Below are 16976 nucleotides of genomic sequence, written 5' to 3' on the forward strand. Positions count from 1 at the left end.
TGGGTCCCCGCCTGCGCGGGGACGACGTTGGTTTAGTGAACTGGTGGCGTAATAGCGCTTACTTCGACGCCGCAATCCACCGATCGACCTTCGCCTCCAGCACCGCCAGCGGCAAGGTGCCTTCGTCCAGCACGACCTCGTGGAACTTCGGCAGGCTGAATTTATCGCCCAGCGCCGCTTGCGCACGCTGGCGCAGTTCCATGATCTTCAACGAACCGATCTTGTACGCCAGCGCCTGGCCCGGCATCACCATATAGCGCTCGATCTGGGCGCGCGCTTCCAGTTCCGAGTAGCCCAGCGTATCGCGGAAATACGCGATCGACTGGTCGCGGCTCCAGCCCTTGGTGTGCAGGCCGGTGTCGACCACCAGGCGCGCGGCGCGCAGCATCTCGTCGTTCAGGTGGCCGAAGTAATCCTCCGGCTGCTCGAACAGGCCCATCTCCTTGCCCAGGGTCTCGGCATACAGCGCCCAGCCTTCGGTGAAGGCGGTATTGCCGCCGAACTTGCGGAAGTTGGGCAGGCCAAGCTCCTGCAGCAGCGCGATGTGGAAGTGGTGGCCCGGCTGGCCTTCATGCAGGTACAGCGTGACCATGCCGGTGCGGCCGTACTTGGTCGGGTCGTTCACGACCGACCAGAACACGCCCGGACGCGAACCGTCGGCGGCCGGCGCCGAATAGTGGTCCGACGCGGTCTCGCGCGTCAGTTCCGGCTCCAGCCGCACTTCCAGCGGCGCCTTCGGCATCAGGGTGAACAGGGCCGGCAGCTTGGTGCGCACTTGCGTGTCCAGCTTCTGGAACACCTCGATCACCTGCTGGTCGGTGGTGAACGGTTTGTACTTCGGCTGCTCCGAGACCCACTTCGGCAGGCCGGCGGCCGGACCGGTATAGCCCATCTTGGGGCCGATCTTGCCGTATTCGCCCTGGATGCGCGCCACTTCCTTCAGGCCGATCGCGTGGATCTGCTCGGGCGTCATATCGGTGGTGGTCATTGCCGCCACGCGCGCCTTGTACCACTCGGCGCCGTTCGGCAGCGCGTTCCAGCCGGCGCTGGTGCGGGTTTTCGGCAGGTAGTCCTTCTCGACATAGCTGGCCAGGCGGTCCAGGGCCGGATTGAGCTTGCCGACCGTCTTGCGATAGGCATCCGTCAGGCTGCGCTTGTCGGCGACCGAGAAGCCTTCCGGCAGCTTCTTGATCGGGGTGTAGAAGATGCTGGCTTCCGCGCTCTTGGCCTGCAGCTGCTTGAGCTGCGGCAGCAACGACTCGATCGGCTGGCGCGGATGCACGACGCCGCGCTTGACGCCTTCGCGCATGTTCGCGATCGACTGGTCGATGTAGGCCACCATCTGTTCCAGGCGGTTCAGGTAGTTGCGGTAGTCCTTCGGCGTGGCGAACGGCTGCGCGCCTTCGCCGCCGGCGTAGTTCGCAATGAAGGCCGGCATATTGAACATCTGGTCCATCGGCAGCAGGTGTTCGGGGAAGGCGCCCAGGCGCAGTGCGTTGTCGAGTTCGAACTTGACGATGTCGTAGCTGGCCTGCTCGTGCGCATTCAGGCGCTCGCGCGGGATCGTGGCCAGGCGCTTCAGGTAGCCGCGGTACAGCGCGAATTGCGCATCGCGCTTCTTCGGCGCGATCGACAGGCCGAGCTGGTCGAAGAAGCGGCCGTCGCCGCTCTCGGTCGCCCACACCGGCTCGAAGCGGGCATAGGCTTCATAGTAGTCGTCCACCAGCTTGTTGATCGCCTTGCCGGCTTCGGTCGTGGCGACGCGGGTCTTGGCCGGTGCGGCGTCGGAGGCCGTGGCGGCCGCGCCTGCGGGCGCGCACGCGAGCAGCACGCTGGCCGCCAGCGCGCCGAGTTTGAAGATCTCTCTCATCCTGTTTTTCCTTGTGGTGGTCAGTAGCTGGCCAGCGGCGTCAACGCGCCGTTCTTGAAGGTGTACACGGTCACCGCCGTTTTCTTGAGGTTGCCCTTGGCATCGTAGCCGTAGGCGCCGACCACGCCCTGGTAGCTGATCGCGTGCATCGCGGCGCCGACCTGCTTGGCATCGACCGACTTCGCCTGGCCGATTGCCTGGGCGATGAATTTGGTCTGGTCGTAGAACGATGGCGCGTAGACATCCGGATCGCGGCCGAAGCGCTTCTTGTAGCTGGCCAGGAAGGCCGGGCCGCCCGGCTGCTGGGCGACGATGGCGCCGGCCTGCGCGCAGCGCACGTTCTCGCCCACCGCGGCGCCGCCCAGTCTGGCCATCTCGGGGCTGCACAGGGTGTCGCCGCCCAGCAGCGGCACGTTCAGGCCCAGTTGCTTCATCTGGCGTACCATCGGCGCGCCTTGCGGGGCGTAGCCGCCGAAGAAGATCGCGTCCACCTTTTTCGCGCGCAGCGAGGTCAGGATGGCGGCGAAGTCGCTCGCCTTGTCGTTGGTGAATTCGTGGCCCGCGACCTTGATGCCGGCTTGCTGCGCCTGGCGCTTGAATTCCATCGCGATGCCCTGGCCGAAGGCGGTGCGATCGTCGATCACGCCGACATTCTTGACCTTGAGCTCCTTGGCGGCATAGCCGGCAACCGACGCGCCTACCTGCGTGTCGCTGGCCACGATGCGGAACACCGTCGGGTAGCCGGCGGCCGTGATCTTGGGATTGGTGCCGACGGTCGACATCAGGATGCCGTTGTCGTTGTAGACGCGCGAGGCCGGAATCGCCACGCCCGAGTTGTACGGGCCGAGCACGTACTTGACGCCGGCGTCGGCGAATTTCTGGGCCACGGTCACGCCCTGTTTCGGGTCGCCCGCATCGTCTTCGGACTGCAGCACGAAGCGCAGCACATTGCCGCCCACCTGGATCTTCTGCGCGTTGAGTTCTTCGATGGCGAGGCGCACGCCGTTCTCATTGTCCTTGCCGGCGAAGGCGTTGGAACCCGACAGCGGGCCGCTCACGCCGATCTTCACGATTTGTTCCGCGGCGGTTGCCTGAGCGGCGAACAACGCCGCCAGCGCCAGCGGCGCCATCTTTATTTTCGATCGCATTCCCTTGGTCTCCGTTGATGTCAACGGCCGCCATCATCGCACGATCGCACGCCGCGCGAAAGCGCCAGGCGTCGGCGTAAAGACGCTCAGGCCGGCACGCCGTGCGAGATCAGTTCGAGCGGCAGGGCGGTGGTCGACTTGATCTGTTCCATCGAGAAGGCGGACGACACGCCGGTCAGGCGCGCGGTCTTGATCAGCTTTTTGTAGAAGCGATCGTAGCCGGCGATATCGGTGGTGACGACCTTGAGCAGATAGTCGACGTCGCCGCTCATGCGGTGGAACTCCAGCACTTCGGGCAGGGCGATCACGGCGGCGGCGAAGCGCGCCAGCCATTTTTCGTCGTGCTCGGTGGTCTTGATGCTGACGAAAACGGTGACCGGCAAGCCGACTTTCTGGCGATTGACGATGCTGACGCGGCTTTCGATATAGCCGTCTTCCTCGAGGCGCTTGACGCGTTTCCAGCAGGGCGTGCTGGAAAGGCCGACCTTTTCGCTCAGGCCCGAGATGGAGAGGGTTGCATCCGCCTGCAAGGCGGCGAGAATCGCACAATCAAACTTGTCGAGTGAGTTCATATTCCGTAAAGCTTGTTTATAAGAATAATTATTCTATTAACAGCCCGCAAATCGAGAAATTTGGGACGTTTTGATCGGCGTAACTCCGTACCATATTACTGGACAATAACGTGTTGTGCGACACCTTTTTTTATGTCTTTGGCAGCTAATCAATGATCACCGAAATCTATCTCGACGCCAACGCGACTTCGCCGGTGCTGCCTGCCGCCGCCACTGCAGCCATGGCCGCGCTGCAGGAGTGTTTCGGTAATCCGAGCAGCAGCCATGCGAGCGGCTTGCGCGCACGCGCGCTGCGCGAGGGCGCGCGCGCCTGCGCACGGCGGGTGCTGGGCGCCCCGAGCGGACGGCTGATGTTCAACAGCGGCGCCACCGAGGGCATCCAGACCGCGGTGCTGTCGGTGCTGTGCGCGGTGCGCGAACGGCGCGCGCGCGGCGAGGCCTGCGGCGACGTGGTACTGGTCGGCGCCACCGAACACAAGGCGGTGTCCGAAAGCCTGGCGCACTGGAACCGGTTGCTGGGAACGGGCCTCGAACTGCGCGTGCTGCCGGTCGACGGCGACGGCCGCCACCGCCTGGACGTGCTGCGCGCGCTGGCGCCTCGCCTCGCCTTTGTCTGCACCATGGCTGCCAACAACGAGACCGGTGTCGTGTCCGACCTGGACGGCATCGCGGCGGTGCTGAACGAGACGGCCAGTCCGGCGCTGTGGATGGTCGACTGCGTGCAGGCGCTCGGCAAGCTGCCGCTGGACCTGGGCGCGAGCCGCATCGACTACGCGCCGTTCTCGGGCCACAAGCTGCATGCGCCGAAGGGCATCGGCATGCTGTACGTGCGCGAAGGCGCGCCGTTTACGCCGCTGATCTGCGGCGGCGGCCAGGAAGACAATCAACGCTCGGGCACCGAGAACATGGCCGGTATCGCGGCGCTGGGCGCGGTGCTCGAAGCACTGGAGCGCGGCGATACCTTTCTTGGCCATCAGGCGCTGCAGGCCTGCCGCGTGCGCCTGGCGGACGCCTTGACCCTTGCCTTCCCCGGCATCGTGTTCAACGCGCCGCCGGCATATGCTCTGCCGACCACGCTCAATTTCTCGATTCCCGGCGTCGCCAGCGCCGAGCTGCTCGACCTGTTCGATGCCGCCGGCATGCGCGTCAGCGCCGGTTCGGCCTGCGCCGCGTCGAAGGCCGCGCCGAGCTATGTGCTCGACGCGATGGGCTTGCCGGCCTGGCGCAGCGCGTCGGCGGTGCGCCTGTCGATCGGGCCGCTGCTGGACGCCGCCGCGCTGGAGCAGGCGTGCGAGCGCATCGCGCGCTGCGGGGCGGCGCTGGCAATGCCGGCAGCATCGTCAGCACCGGCGGCTCCGCCCGAGGCAGCGCAGCTGGATGCCGTGCTGGACGCCGGCATGGAGCTCGACGCCATCGCGGCCCGTGGCTGGCTGGCGGCCCATCCCGACGCCATCGTGGTCGACGTGCGCGACGTGCGCGAGCACAGCGTCGCCGGCCAGGTGGAACTGCACGGCCGCATGGCGCTCAACGTGCCGCTGGCGAGCGTGGCCGAACACGCCGCCGCCTGGCTGGGCGCCGATGTTCGCCCATTGCTGTTCGTGTGCCGCAGCGGCGCACGCAGCGCCCGCGCCGCGCGCACCCTGCGTGCGCTGGGCCATCCGCGTGCCTGCTCGCTGGCCGGTGGTTTCGCGCTCGCCGTGTAAGCCTTCCCGGCAGGCGGTGTGTGTACGCCAGCGCACGGTCACTTTCCGGTCCTTTCCCTAGCATGGAGTCAGCCGTGCGCGCCCAGCATTGTTTGTCTGGTTCCTTGCCCTGATTAGCATCAGGCTGTCCCGTCCTCCGGCGGTCCGCCGCGCACGCCTCCATCCCGAGGTCCCCGTTGAAAGTTGAGAACGACAAGATGCCCTCCGGGCAGCATGCGCCACATGGCGCCGGCGCCACCGCCCCAGTGGCGCTGCTGGCCGCGAATGCGGAGGCCATCGTTCGTTCATGCGATACGCTCGACCGCGCAATGCGCGCCGGGCTCGAACTGCCTCCCGCCGGCGCACGCCTGCTCGACGGCTACCACCTGCTCGATACCCAGCTGCGGCTGGCGCGCGCGCAAGCGCGGCAGGTCGCCACCCAGGAGGGCGCCGCGCGTGTCTGGGGGCTCGTGACCGATATGGTGGCGCGCGCCGACGGCGTCGTCGACACCGAAGAACTGGCGCGCGTCCTGGCCGCCAGCCAGCAAGACACGCTGCTCCGGGTCGCCGAACTCGATGCGCTGCCCGCGCTGTTGCGTCTCGCGCTGATCGACCGGCTGGCCGCCCTGGCGGCGCGTGCCGCGCATGCCTGCGCCGGCCGCGAACGCGCCGCTGCCTGGGCCGGGCGCTTCCTCGACACCGCCGAGGCCCGCCCGGGCGACCTGGTGCTGCTGTTCGCCGACATGGCGCGCAGCCAGGACGCGGACAACGGCGCTTTCATCGCCGAACTGGCGCGCCGCCTGCAAGGCCGCGGCGCGCCGCTGGCGCAGGTACTGGACTGGATCGACGCGCGCCTGGCGGATGGACAGGGCAGCATCGCCGGCTTGATGCAGGACGAGCGCAGCGACGGAGCGCAGGACGCCATCGTGGCGGGCAATGCCCTGGCCAGCCTGCGCGCGCTGGGCGGCGTCGACTGGCGCGCCTTCGCCGAGGGACTGGGCGTGGTCGATGCGCTGCTGCGCGACGATCCGGACGGCAGTTATGCGCGCATGGACGGCGCCACGCGCGACCGCTACCGCCACACGGTCGCGCGCCTGGCGGACTCCCTCGGCGTGAGCGAGGCCGCGGTGGCGCAAGAGGCGATTGCGCTGGCCGGCGTCCATCGCGCGCCGGGCGAGGGCGGGCTCGATACGCGCATCCGCCACGTGGGCCACTACCTGGCCGGCCCTGGCCTGGCGACGCTCGAGGCCAGGCTGCGCGGACGGCGTGGATGGGCGCCGCGTGCTCGCGCCACGCTGCAGGACGCGTCCCCCGGCATGCATACGGGCGCCACGGCGGCGCTGGCCCTGCTGTTCACGGGCGCGGGCCTGGTCCATGCCTGGCAGGGCGGGGCCGGGCCGCTGCTGCTGGTCCTGATGGGCATCCTGGCGCTGCCGGTGGCCGGCGCCCTGGCGCGCGCCCTGATGGGCATGGCAGGGAGCTGGCTGGCCCGGCCCGCGGTCACGCCGCGCATCGACGTATCGGCCGGCATCCCCGAGGATGCGCGCACGCTGGTGGCCGTGTCGGCGCAGCCGGCCGATGCCGCGCAGCTCGCGGCGCTGTGCCAGGACCTCGAAGTGCGCTACCTGGGCAACCGCGATCCGCGCCTGCGTTTCTGCCTCTTGCTCGACCTGCCCGACTCGCCGGAAGCAACGATGCCTGTCGACGCCGCCCTGCTGGCCCAGGCGGGCGGTGCGATCGAGGCGCTCAACCGCAAGTACAGTACGCTGGGTGACGAAGAGGACGGCCCCTTCATGCTGCTGGCGCGTGCGCGCGCCTGGAGCGAAGACCAGCAGGCCTGGATCGGCCGCGAACGGCGGCGCGGCCAGCTGGCCGACCTGAATGCGTGGCTGTGCGGCGTGCGCGAACGCTTCACGCTCGCGGCCGGGAATCTCGGCGCCGCGGCCGAGATGCGCTATGTGATCGCGCTCGATGCCGATACCGGCCTGCCGCGCGACGCCGCGCGCAGCCTGGTGGCGGCGATGGCGCACCCGCTGCACCGGCCGTTGCAGGACGAAGCGGGCCGGGTGCTGGAAGGCCATGCCATGCTGCTGCCACGGCGCGGAACCGCCTTGCCGCGCCTGGGCGCCATGCGCTACCAGCGCCTGAGGCCTGACGGTGGCGGTGGCTGGGCCGCGATCTATGACGTCGATGCCTGGCGCCGCGCGATGGGTCTCGAGCTGCGCGACGAGGGCCGGGCGCAGCCCGGCGCGATCGAAGAGGACCGCCTGCGCGCCGCGCGCGTGGACGATCTGCGGCTGGATGCCGCGCATCCCGGCAGTTATGGCGAACACGTGTTGCGCCGCCATCGCGCCTTGCGCGCCGCCTGGCAGGAAGCGCGCCGCCTGGGCCGGGGCGCCGATTGCCTGCGCGCTGCGCGCGTGCGCCGGCGCCTGTTCGATGCATTGGCCGGGAGCCTGGCCGCGCCGGCGTCGATCGCGCTGCTCGTGCTGTCCTGGAGCCTGCTGGCCGCGCCCGTGTTCTGGACCGCGGCCATCCTGGCGCCGCTGTGGTTGCCGGCGCTGCTCGACATGCTGGCCACGCTGACCGGCCGCGCGCCGGATGCGCCGCTGCGCCAGCACCTGGACGCCTGGGCGCGCGGCGCGCGCACGACCCTGGTGCGCGCCGCGCTGGCGCTGGCCTTCCTGCCGCACCGGGCCTGGCTCGACGCCGACGCGGTCGTGCGCGGCCTGTGGCGGCGCGACGTGAGCCGCCGCAAGCTGCTCGAGCTGCGTCCGCCGGCACTGGCGCGCGCCAGCAGCGCGATGGAGAACAACTGGCGCACGATGTGGTTCGCGCCGCTGCTGGCGGTCGGCGTCGCGGTGCTGCTGACCTTCGCCAACCCGTACGCCCTGTTCGCGACCGCGCCGCTGCTGCTGGTGTGGTTCCTGTCGCCGGTGCTGGCGTGGTGGGTCAGCCAGCCGTCGCGGCGCGGCATGCGCCTGGCGAAGGGGCAGACCCTGTTCCTGCGCACGGTGGCGCGTCGCAGCTGGGCCTTCTTCGAACAGCACGGCGTGGGCCGGCACGGCCTGGCGCCGGAAGCCGTATTCGACCATTCCGAACCTACCGTCGACGAGCGGGTGTCGCCCGCCAGCATGGGCGCGGCCCTGCTGGCGACGCTGAGCGCGCGCGACTTCGGTTATCTGCCGCTGGGAAGCCTGCTCGCACGCAGCGAGCAGGCGCTGGCGTCGATGGCCTTGCTGGAACGCTGGCATGGCCACCCCTTCGAATGGTATGACGGCGTCACGCTCGCTTCCCTCGAACCGGCCCATGTCGATACCGCGTCCAGCGGCGGCCTGGCGCTGGCGCTGCGCACTTTCGCCGCCGGCCTCGATGAATTGCCGGACCGGCCGATCTTCGACGCCGCCGAGCTGGATGGCATCCGCACCACGCTGTACGTGGTGCGCGAGCACGCGCCGCCGGGCCTGCTGCCGGCGCTGGACGCGTTGGATGAATCCCTGGCGCCGGGTTGCCTTCGCGCCACCGATACCTTGCCGGGCCTGGCCGACTGCCTTCGCATGGTCGCGGCCAGGACGGCCGAGCTGGACGCCGGCTTGCCTGACGACGCCGCCCCCGCGCTGCGCGCCTGGACGGCGCGCCTGGCGCGGCAGTGCGCGGCGCAGCTGGACGACCTGCATGCGCTCACGCCCTGGACCCGCGCGGTGCAGGAATACGTGCTCGATGCCGGCCTGACCCGCATCCCGACCTTGCGCGAGCTGGCCGCGTTCGAAGCGCAAGGCGGCAACGCGGGCCTGGCCCAGCTGGTCGCACAGGGGCGCGACTGCGCGCGCGAACGCATGGAGACCGTCGCGCGCCTGGCCGCGCAGGCGCGGGAAGCGGCGCGCATGGATTTCGGCGCGCTGGTCGATCCGTCCACCGGCCTGCTGGCCACGGGCTGTCACGTGCGCGAGGGGGGCAACGGGCGCCTGGACGGCGACAGCTGCGACCTGCTGGCGTCCGAGGCGCGCATGGCCAGCTTCGCCGCCGTCGCCCAGGACCAGCTGCCGCAGCAGCACTGGTGGTCGCTCGGCCGTCCCTTGCGCATGACGGGGGGCGGCGCGCTGCTGCTGTCGCGTACGGGCGCGCTGGCGGACTATCTGGCGCCGCACCTCGTGATGCCTTTGTTCCGCGACACCCTGCTGGATGACGCCGGCCGGACCGTGGCGCGCCTGCAGGCGGCCCACGCCAAGGGCCGGGGGCTGCTGTGGGGTTATACGGAATCGGGCTGCAACGCGGTCGATGCGACGGCGCGCTATCGCGTCGGGCGCTTCGGACTGGACGCCGCGGCCCTGCAGCGGCGCGCGGGCGACGACCTGGTCGCCGCACCCCATGGCGCCGCGCTGGCACTCAGCGTGGCCCCGGCGCTGGCGGCGGCCAATCTGCGCCGCATGGCGGAGCAAGGCCTGCTGGGCGAGACCGGCTTTCATGAGGCGCTCGACTATGCTCCGGCGCGCCTGCCGCAAGGCGAACGCCAGGCGGTGGTGCGGGCCCAGCTCGCGCGCCACCAGGCCACGACCCTGCTGGCGCTGGCGCGCCACCTGCAGGGTGAACCGATGCAGCGCCGCTTCATGCGCGATCCCGAACTGCGCGCCGCGCTCGGCCTGCTGCTAGAGGCGGCGCCGGCGGCCGGCGCCGAGCCGCCCCTGCGCTATGAGGCCGGTGTGGCGCCCGATGGCGTCGCGGCGACCCGCCCCTATTCGCGCGTGCTCGCGCCGGATGCTTCGCCGCTGCCGGAAGTCCAGCTGCTGTCGAATGGCCGCTACCACCTGGTCGTCGACAGCGCGGGTGCCGGCGCCAGCCGTTGGGAGGGAGTTGGGTTGACGCGCGCCGATGCCGGCGAGACCGGCCTGGCCCTTCACGTGCGCGATACGGCCTCCGGCGCCACCTGGGCCAACGTCCTGCTGCCCGGCGCGCCGGCGCCCGACGAGGCCGAGGCGGTGCTGGCCGAAGGGCGGGCCAGCCTGCGCCGCGTGGACCACGGCATCGAGATGCGCACCGATGCGGTGGTGGCCCCTGGCGACGACGTCGAGCTGCGCCGCATCCGCATCGTCAATCGCGCGCCCGAAACACGCACCCTGGAACTGACCGGCTGCGTGGCCCTTGCCGGGCCTCCGCTGGAAGAGGGCGGTCGCAGCGGCATCCGGATCGAATTCGACGGCGCCGCCGGCAGCCTGCTGTGCCTGACGGCGGCAAGCGCGCCCGTGCTCGTGCACCGCATGACGGTGCGTGATGCGGTGCGCGAGAGGGCGGGGCAGCCGAGCGTGGAAACGAATCGCGCGCGCTTCATCGGGCGCGGCCATGACCTGTACCGGCCGCAGGCGGTGATGGAGGGAGGCGTGCTGCCCGGCCTGGACCCGGAGCCCGACGAAGCATTGCTGGCGCTGCGGCGCAGCGTGACCCTGGCGCCGCAGCAGGAGATCACGGTCGACCTGATGCTGGGCGCCGCCTCCAGCCGTGCGCTGGCGCGCGAGCTGGCGGCGCGCTATGGCGTCGCTCACGAGGTGGACCACGCGATCGAGGCCGCCTGGACCCTGGCCCAGGCCGAGCTGCGCCGCGCCGAGATCGGCGAAGCCGACGCCCAGCTGATCAACCGCCTGGCCGGCTGCCTGCTGCAGCCCGCGCTGGCGCTGCGCGCCGATCCCCCCGTCATCGCCCGCAACCTGCGCGGGCGGGCCGACTTGCCGGCGTATGGCATCACGGGCGACCTGCCACTGCTGTTGCTGCAACTGGGCGAGGGAGCGGACACCGGTCTTGCGCGCCAGCTGCTGCAAGCCCACGGTTATTGGCGCGGCCACGGCCTGGCGGTCGATCTGCTGGTCTTGTGCGACAGCCGCGCGACGCGCGAAGCCCTGATGCACCTGGCGGTGCCGCTGGTCGATCCGTCCAGCTTCGACCAGCCCGGCGGACTGCACCTGCACCTGAAGGAAGACGTGCCGCACGAAGACCGCATCCTGTTGCGCGCCGCCGCCAGCGTGCTGCTCTCGGGCGCGCGCGGCGACCTGGCCGACCAGCTACGCCGCGCCGAGCGCGCGGCGGGCGCCGTGGCGCCGCCATTCGTCGCTACTACGCCAGCGCAGGCCTGGACCGCGGAACCCTTGAACCAGGCCGCGCCGGAGCTGATGTTCGACAACGGTGTCGGCGGCTTCACGCCGGACGGCCGCGAATACGTGGTGCGCAGCGGTCCGGGGATCGCCGCGCCCGCCGCGCCGTGGATCAACCTGCTGGCCAACGAGGCCTTCGGCAGCATCGTCTCGGAGCGCGGCCATGCCGTCAGCTGGAGCGGCGAACGCGCCACGCGCCTGACGGCGGGGGACGAAGACGCAGTCGCGCCTCAGGGCGGCGAAGCCTTTTACCTGCGCGACGAGGACAGCGGCGCCGTCTGGTCGCCAACACCGTGGCCGGCGCCGTCGCCAGAGGCGTACACGACGCGCCACGGCATCGGCTACAGCGTGTTCGAGCACCGTGCCCACGGCATTCATTCCGCGCTGCGCTGCTTCGTTGCCCAGGATGCGCCGCTCAAGTACAGCGTGCTGCGCCTGCGTAATGACAGCGATGCGCCGCGCCGTCTGAGCGCGACGGGGTATGTGGAATGGCTGCTCGACGACCGCGAAGCGCCGCCCGGCCTGCAGGTGGTGACCGGACGCGATCTCGCCAGCGGCGCGCTGTTGGCGCGCAATGCCTTCGGCGCGGGCTTCCACGACAAGGTCGCGTTCTTCCACGTCGACGCCGAGCAGGTCACCGTAACTTGCGACCGCCAGGAGTTCATCGGCCGCCTGGGTTCCATCGCGCGGCCGGCGTCGCTGGGAGGTGCCGCTCTGTCGGACGCCGCCGGCGCGGGCTTCGACCCGTGCGCGGCGCTGCAGGTCGGCGTCACCCTGGAACCGGGGGCCGAGTGCGAACTGGTCTTCGTGTTGGGCGTGGCCGGCCCCGGCAGCCTGGACGCCAGCGCGGTCGTGCAGCGTCATGGCACGGCGCAAGCCGCCGCGGCCGCATGGCAGCGCCTGCGCGACTGGTGGGAGCACACGCTCGGCGCCGTCGCCGTGCACACGCCCGATCCCGGGTTCGACCTGCGCCTGAATGGCTGGCTGCCCTGTCAGGCGATCGGCGCGATGATGGGCGAGCGCGATCCGGCGCTGCGCCTGCAGTCGGCCCTGGCCTTTGCCCACGCCCGCCCCGAACTGCTGCGCGAGGCCTTGCTGCGCGCCGCGCCTGCGTTCACGACGGGTGCCCATGTCGAGGATTTCCTGTGGCTGCCTTACGCGTTGACGCACTATCTGACGGTGACGGAAGACCATGCGCTGCTGGCCGTACCCCTGTCGGAGCGTGACGATCTGTATCAGCACTGCGTGCACGGCCTGCGCGGTTGCCTGCGTTTCGGGCCGCGCGGCCTGCCGCCGGCAGCGGGGCGCCTGCACGAGGAGGGCGTGGCCGGCCGCGTCGAGAGCGTGCGCCTGGGCTTCTTCATGGCGACCGTGCTGCAGCGCTTTGCCGAGGTGGCAGACCGGCGCGGCGACTTCGGCTTCGCCACCACCTGCCGCGGCGCGGCGCTGGCGCTGCGCGCGCAGTGCGAAGAACACGGTTGGGATGGCGACTGGTACCGCTGGACCTGGCTGGACAGCAGCACTGCCCTCGGCTCCATCGCCAATGCCGCCTGCCGCGTCGAGCTGTCGACCCAGTGCTGGGCGCTGGAGGCCGGCGCAGGGCAGGCGCCGCAGGCGCTGCGCGCGGCGGTGCAACGCTTGCGCAGCGATGGCGCCGTGCCGCGCTGCGATCCGCCGGTGGATGGCGAATGGAGCGAGCGGGTAAGCGCGAGCCCCGGCCAGGAGCACCGCGCCACCGCCTGGGCCGCGGCCGGATTCGCACGGCTGGGCGATGCCGGCCGCGCATGGCAGCTGGCGCGCATGCTCGACCCGCAGGCGCATGGCGACGGGCCTCCCTACCTGATGAGCGGCGGCCTGCGCACGATCGCGCCGCATGCCGGCCGCGCCATCGGCGGCTTTGCTACTCCGGCGGCGGCGTGGACCTGCTTGTTGATGGTCGAAGCGCTGCTGGGCCTGGAACGCCATGGCGATGCGCTGCATATGAGACCGCGCCTGGCGCCGGGCTGGGATGGTTTCAGCCTGCGCTACCGTCATCGCGGCGCGTTCTACGAGATCACGGTGCGCGCCACGGAGGGCGCCGAAGAAATGCTGCTGGACGGCCAACCCTGCCCCGATTGGACCATCGCGCTGCGCGACGACCGGCGTGACCACAAGATAGAAATGCGGGTTGCGCGCACCCCTGGCGCCCCCGAGGTATAGGAGCTCAGTCGTCGTTGCTGCTCTCGCGCACCACCAGCTGGACCGCGAGCGTCTGCTCCAGGCTGGCGCTGTCCGCCTTCTCCAGCAGCGAGTCGATGCCCATCCGTCCCAGCAAGTCCTTGTCGATCTGGACGCTGGTCAGCGGCGGGATCGCGCTGGAGGCGGCGCTGATGTCGTCGAAGCCGACGATCGCGATGTCGTGCGGGATCTTCAGGCCGCGCTCCAGGCAGTGGCGCATGGCGGCCAGCGCCGTGCTGTCGTTGTAGCAGAACAGCGCATCCGGCCGCGGCTGGCGCGCCAGCAGGGCGTCGACCGCCTGGCGCACGTTATCGAGGCTGTTGCCGATGCTGGGCAGCTGGACCTCGAGGTCGGGATCGCCCAGCATGCGCGCCTCGAACAAGGCCTTGCGAAAGCCGCGGTAGCGCTCCAGGATGCTGTGGTGGGCCAGCGGGCCGGTGAGCATGGCGATGCGGCGCCGGCCCTGCCGGATCAGGTGGCGCGTGGCCAGATAGCCGCCCAGGGCGTGGTCGGGATTGACCGAGCGGTAGCCGGGCAGGCGCATGTCGAGCAGCACCATTGGTTTGCCGGTGTCGCGCAGCGCCGCCACCAGTTCCGGTTCGAAGAAGCCGGCGCACAGCAGGGCGTCGGGCTGGTGCAGGCGCACCAGGTCGAGCACCGGCTCGGCCGGGCCCACCACCACGAACGAGAGCGCGATGCCGCGCTTGCGGCAGGCGTCCTCGGCGCCGTGCAGCACCGGCAGGTAGAAGGGGCTGGCCGACTGCGTGTTGTGCTGGCGGTGCAACAAGAAGGCGATGCGGCGCACGTCGCCATCGCGCAGCTTGGCGAAGTCGTAGCCCATCTCGCGCGCCACGGCGCAGATGCGTTCGCGCGTCTTGTCGGTCAGGCCATCCTGGTTCTTCAGCGCGCGCGAGACCGTGCCGATCGAGTAGCCCGTGGCGTGGGCGATGTCGCGGATCGTGACGGCCATGGCGCGCTTTCCTTCGTCAATACTGGGTTTGCGTGTAGGGGCGGGCGTTCTGCTCCTTGCCCCAGTCCTTGTTCGGCGTGGCCTGCATGGTGAACACCAGTTCGCCGCCGGCCATGATGTCCTCGTGGCGGATGAAGGTGCGGTTCAGGGGCTTGCCGTTCAGGGTCACGCGGCCGACGTAGCCGTTGTCGCTCGAGAGGTTGTCGGCGCGCACCGTGAAGCGCTTCCCGTTCGGCAGGTTCAGGGTCGCCTTGTCCAGGAAGGGGCGGCCGATCACGTACTCGTTGCTGGCCGGGGCCACCGGATAGAAGCCGAGCGCGGTGAAGGCGAACCAGGCCGACATCTGGCCCAGGTCGTCGTTGCCCGACAGGCCGTCCGGCTTGTCGCTGTACTGGGTGGCCATGATGTTGGCCAGGCGTTCCTGGGTGCGCCATGGCGCGCCGGCGTAGTTGTACAGGTAGGCCACGTGGTGCGAGGGTTCGTTGCCGTGGGCGTAGTGGCCGATCAGGCCCGAGATGTCTTCCATGTGGGCGTACACGGTCTCGTCGACCTTGGCGTCGAAGACCTGGTCGATCTTCTCCACCAGCTTGGTGTCGCCGCCCAGGAAGGAGATCAGGCCGGCGTTATCGTGCGGCATATACCAGGAATACTGCCAGGCGCTGCCCTCGGTGTAATCGCTGCCGAAGTTCGACTGCTCCGGATTGAACGGGGTGCGGAATTCGCCGGTGGACTTGCGGGCGCGAATAAAACCGGTCTCCTTGTCGAACACGTTGCGGTAGTTCTGGGCGCGCTTGTAATAGCGGGCCGCGATGTCCTTCTTGCCCATCTTCTCGGCCATGCGCGCGATGGTCCAGTCGTCGAAGGCGTATTCGACGGTCTTGGATGCCGCTTCCTTCTCGAGGTCGATCGGCACGTAGCCCAGCTTCATATAGTGTTCCAGGCCGCCGTAGGGACCGTATTCGGCGCTGGCCGTCATCGCGGCCAGGGCCTTGTCGGCGTCGAAGCCGCGGATGCCCTTCATGTAGGCGTCGGCGATCACCGGCACCGCGTGGTAGCCGATCATGCACCAGGTTTCCAGGCCGTGGAACTGCCATACCGGCAGGATGCCGTAGGGGCTGTGCTGCTGCGAGGCGATCAGCGAGTTCACGAAGTCGGCATTGCGCTGCTCGGGCGCGACGATGGTGAGCAGCGGGTGCAGCGCGCGGTAGGTGTCCCACAGCGAGAAGGTCGAGTGGAAGCGGAAGTTCTTCGCCTTGTGCACCTGGTTGTCCGGGCCGCGGTAGCTGCCGTCGATGTCCATGAACAGCGACGGCGCAAGCATGGTGTGGTACAGGGCGGTGTAGAACTTGGTGCGCATCGGGCCTTCGGCCTCGACCTTCACCGCGCCCAGCGCGTCGTTCCAGGCCTTGCCGGCGCGCTCGCGCTCCTGGTCGAAGTCCCAGCCCGGCATCTCGGCCAGGTTGGCGATCGCATTGTCTTCGCTCACCGCCGACAGGGCGACCTTGACCAGCAGCGTGCCGTCCTGCGGCACGCCGAAGTTGAAGTCGGCCATCAGCTGCTTGCCTTCGACGAGCGCCTTGTCCCCAGGCGTTTTACCCGGCGGGGCGAAGCCGCGGTAGGGGATCGCCTCTTCGCGGTTCAGGAGCTGGCGGGTGTCGATCGGGCGCGAGAACTGGATCGCGAAGTGCACCTGGCGGCCGGGCGCCCAGCCGCGCGTCTCGCGCATGCCGGTGATGGTGGTGCTGTTGCGAACGCGCAGGCGCGCCCACAGGTTCTTCTCGTCGTAGTTGTAGATGCTGGTGCGTAGGTCGAGCAGCACCTTGGCCGGCTCGCCGGCCTTGAATTTATAACGGTGCAGGCCCACCCGCTCGCTGGCGGTCAGCTCGACGTCGACTTCATGGTCCTTCAGGCGCACGGCATAGTAGCCCGGTTCGGCCTTTTCCTGGTCGTGCGAGAAGCGCGAACGGTAGCCCGAGAACGGACGCTCCGGATAGCCCGGCTCCAGCTTGGTCTCGCCGCTGTAGGGCATCAGCAGCACGTCGCCCAGGTCGGAGTGGCCGCTGCCCGAGAAGTGGGTGTGCGAGAAGCCGAGGATCGAGCTGTCGGTGTAGTTGTAGCCCGAGGCCCAGGGATAGCTCTGCCTGAAGTGGCGATGCTGGGTGTCGGGGCTAAGCTGCACCATGCCGAAGGGGCGGCTGGCGCCGGGGAAGGTGTGGCCATCGCCGCCGGTGCCGATGAAGACGTCCACGGCTTCGGCCGGGCTGCCCGGCGGGGCGGCCAGGGCGGGAGTTGCACTAAACAGGAATGCCGCACTGGCGGCGATCGAGAGTTGTCCGAAAGTGAGTCTGGCCGTCATGAGGTCTCCACGCGTGGCGGC

General features: G+C 69.8%; 7 protein-coding genes. 2 read left to right on the forward strand and 5 right to left on the reverse strand.

The features are described 5' to 3' along the window. Positions 1-58: 58 nt before the first annotated feature. The 3 genes from SOM61_RS06240 to SOM61_RS06250 all read right to left on the reverse strand — a co-directional run bounded on the left by SOM61_RS06240 (position 59) and on the right by SOM61_RS06250 (position 3590). Positions 59-1870: a DUF885 domain-containing protein gene (locus SOM61_RS06240; protein ID WP_320473294.1), complete on the reverse strand. Its 1812-nt coding sequence runs from the start codon at positions 1868-1870 to the stop codon at positions 59-61. 20 nt (positions 1871-1890) lie between these two features. Next, entirely contained in the window at positions 1891-3018 is a 1128-nt protein-coding gene (locus SOM61_RS06245) for a branched-chain amino acid ABC transporter substrate-binding protein (RefSeq protein ID WP_320473295.1), read from the reverse strand. 86 nt (positions 3019-3104) lie between these two features. After that, the gene (locus tag SOM61_RS06250; protein WP_123071687.1) at positions 3105-3590 is read right to left on the reverse strand and encodes an Lrp/AsnC family transcriptional regulator; all 486 of its coding nucleotides are present in this window, start codon (positions 3588-3590) and stop codon (positions 3105-3107) included. A gap of 152 nt (positions 3591-3742) precedes the next feature. Here SOM61_RS06250 and SOM61_RS06255 point away from each other — a divergent pair, with 152 nt between their 5' ends. Further along, positions 3743-5293, forward strand: coding sequence for an aminotransferase class V-fold PLP-dependent enzyme (locus tag SOM61_RS06255; protein WP_320473296.1), 1551 nt, complete (start codon positions 3743-3745; stop codon positions 5291-5293). A gap of 176 nt (positions 5294-5469) precedes the next feature. Next, positions 5470-13611, forward strand: a complete 8142-nt coding sequence (locus SOM61_RS06260; RefSeq protein WP_320473297.1) for a GH36-type glycosyl hydrolase domain-containing protein — start codon at positions 5470-5472, stop codon at positions 13609-13611. Positions 13612-13615: 4 nt separating this feature from the next. Here SOM61_RS06260 and SOM61_RS06265 read toward each other — a convergent pair whose 3' ends face one another. Further along, positions 13616-14599, reverse strand: coding sequence for a LacI family DNA-binding transcriptional regulator (locus SOM61_RS06265; protein WP_320473298.1), 984 nt, complete (start codon positions 14597-14599; stop codon positions 13616-13618). Positions 14600-14615: 16 nt separating this feature from the next. Then, positions 14616-16955 carry a GH92 family glycosyl hydrolase gene (locus SOM61_RS06270; protein WP_320473299.1) on the reverse strand — a complete coding sequence of 780 codons (2340 nt, stop codon included), beginning with the start codon at positions 16953-16955 and terminating at the stop codon, positions 14616-14618. Positions 16956-16976: the final 21 nt, after the last annotated feature.

It is taken from the genome of Massilia sp. CFBP9012, assembly GCF_034045115.1.
GTDB lineage: Bacteria > Pseudomonadota > Gammaproteobacteria > Burkholderiales > Burkholderiaceae_D > Telluria.

What these genes read in the sequence shown, in the direction of transcription:
- SOM61_RS06240 (WP_320473294.1), bottom strand. Translation starts at nt 1,870, where the DNA reads ATGAGAGAGATCTTCAAACTCGGCGCGCTGGCGGCCAGCGTGCTGCTC.
- SOM61_RS06270 (WP_320473299.1), bottom strand. Translation starts at nt 16,955, where the DNA reads ATGACGGCCAGACTCACTTTCGGACAACTCTCGATCGCCGCCAGTGCG.
- SOM61_RS06250 (WP_123071687.1), bottom strand. Translation starts at nt 3,590, where the DNA reads ATGAACTCACTCGACAAGTTTGATTGTGCGATTCTCGCCGCCTTGCAG.
- SOM61_RS06255 (WP_320473296.1), top strand. Translation starts at nt 3,743, where the DNA reads ATGATCACCGAAATCTATCTCGACGCCAACGCGACTTCGCCGGTGCTG.
- SOM61_RS06245 (WP_320473295.1), bottom strand. Translation starts at nt 3,018, where the DNA reads ATGCGATCGAAAATAAAGATGGCGCCGCTGGCGCTGGCGGCGTTGTTC.
- SOM61_RS06265 (WP_320473298.1), bottom strand. Translation starts at nt 14,599, where the DNA reads ATGGCCGTCACGATCCGCGACATCGCCCACGCCACGGGCTACTCGATC.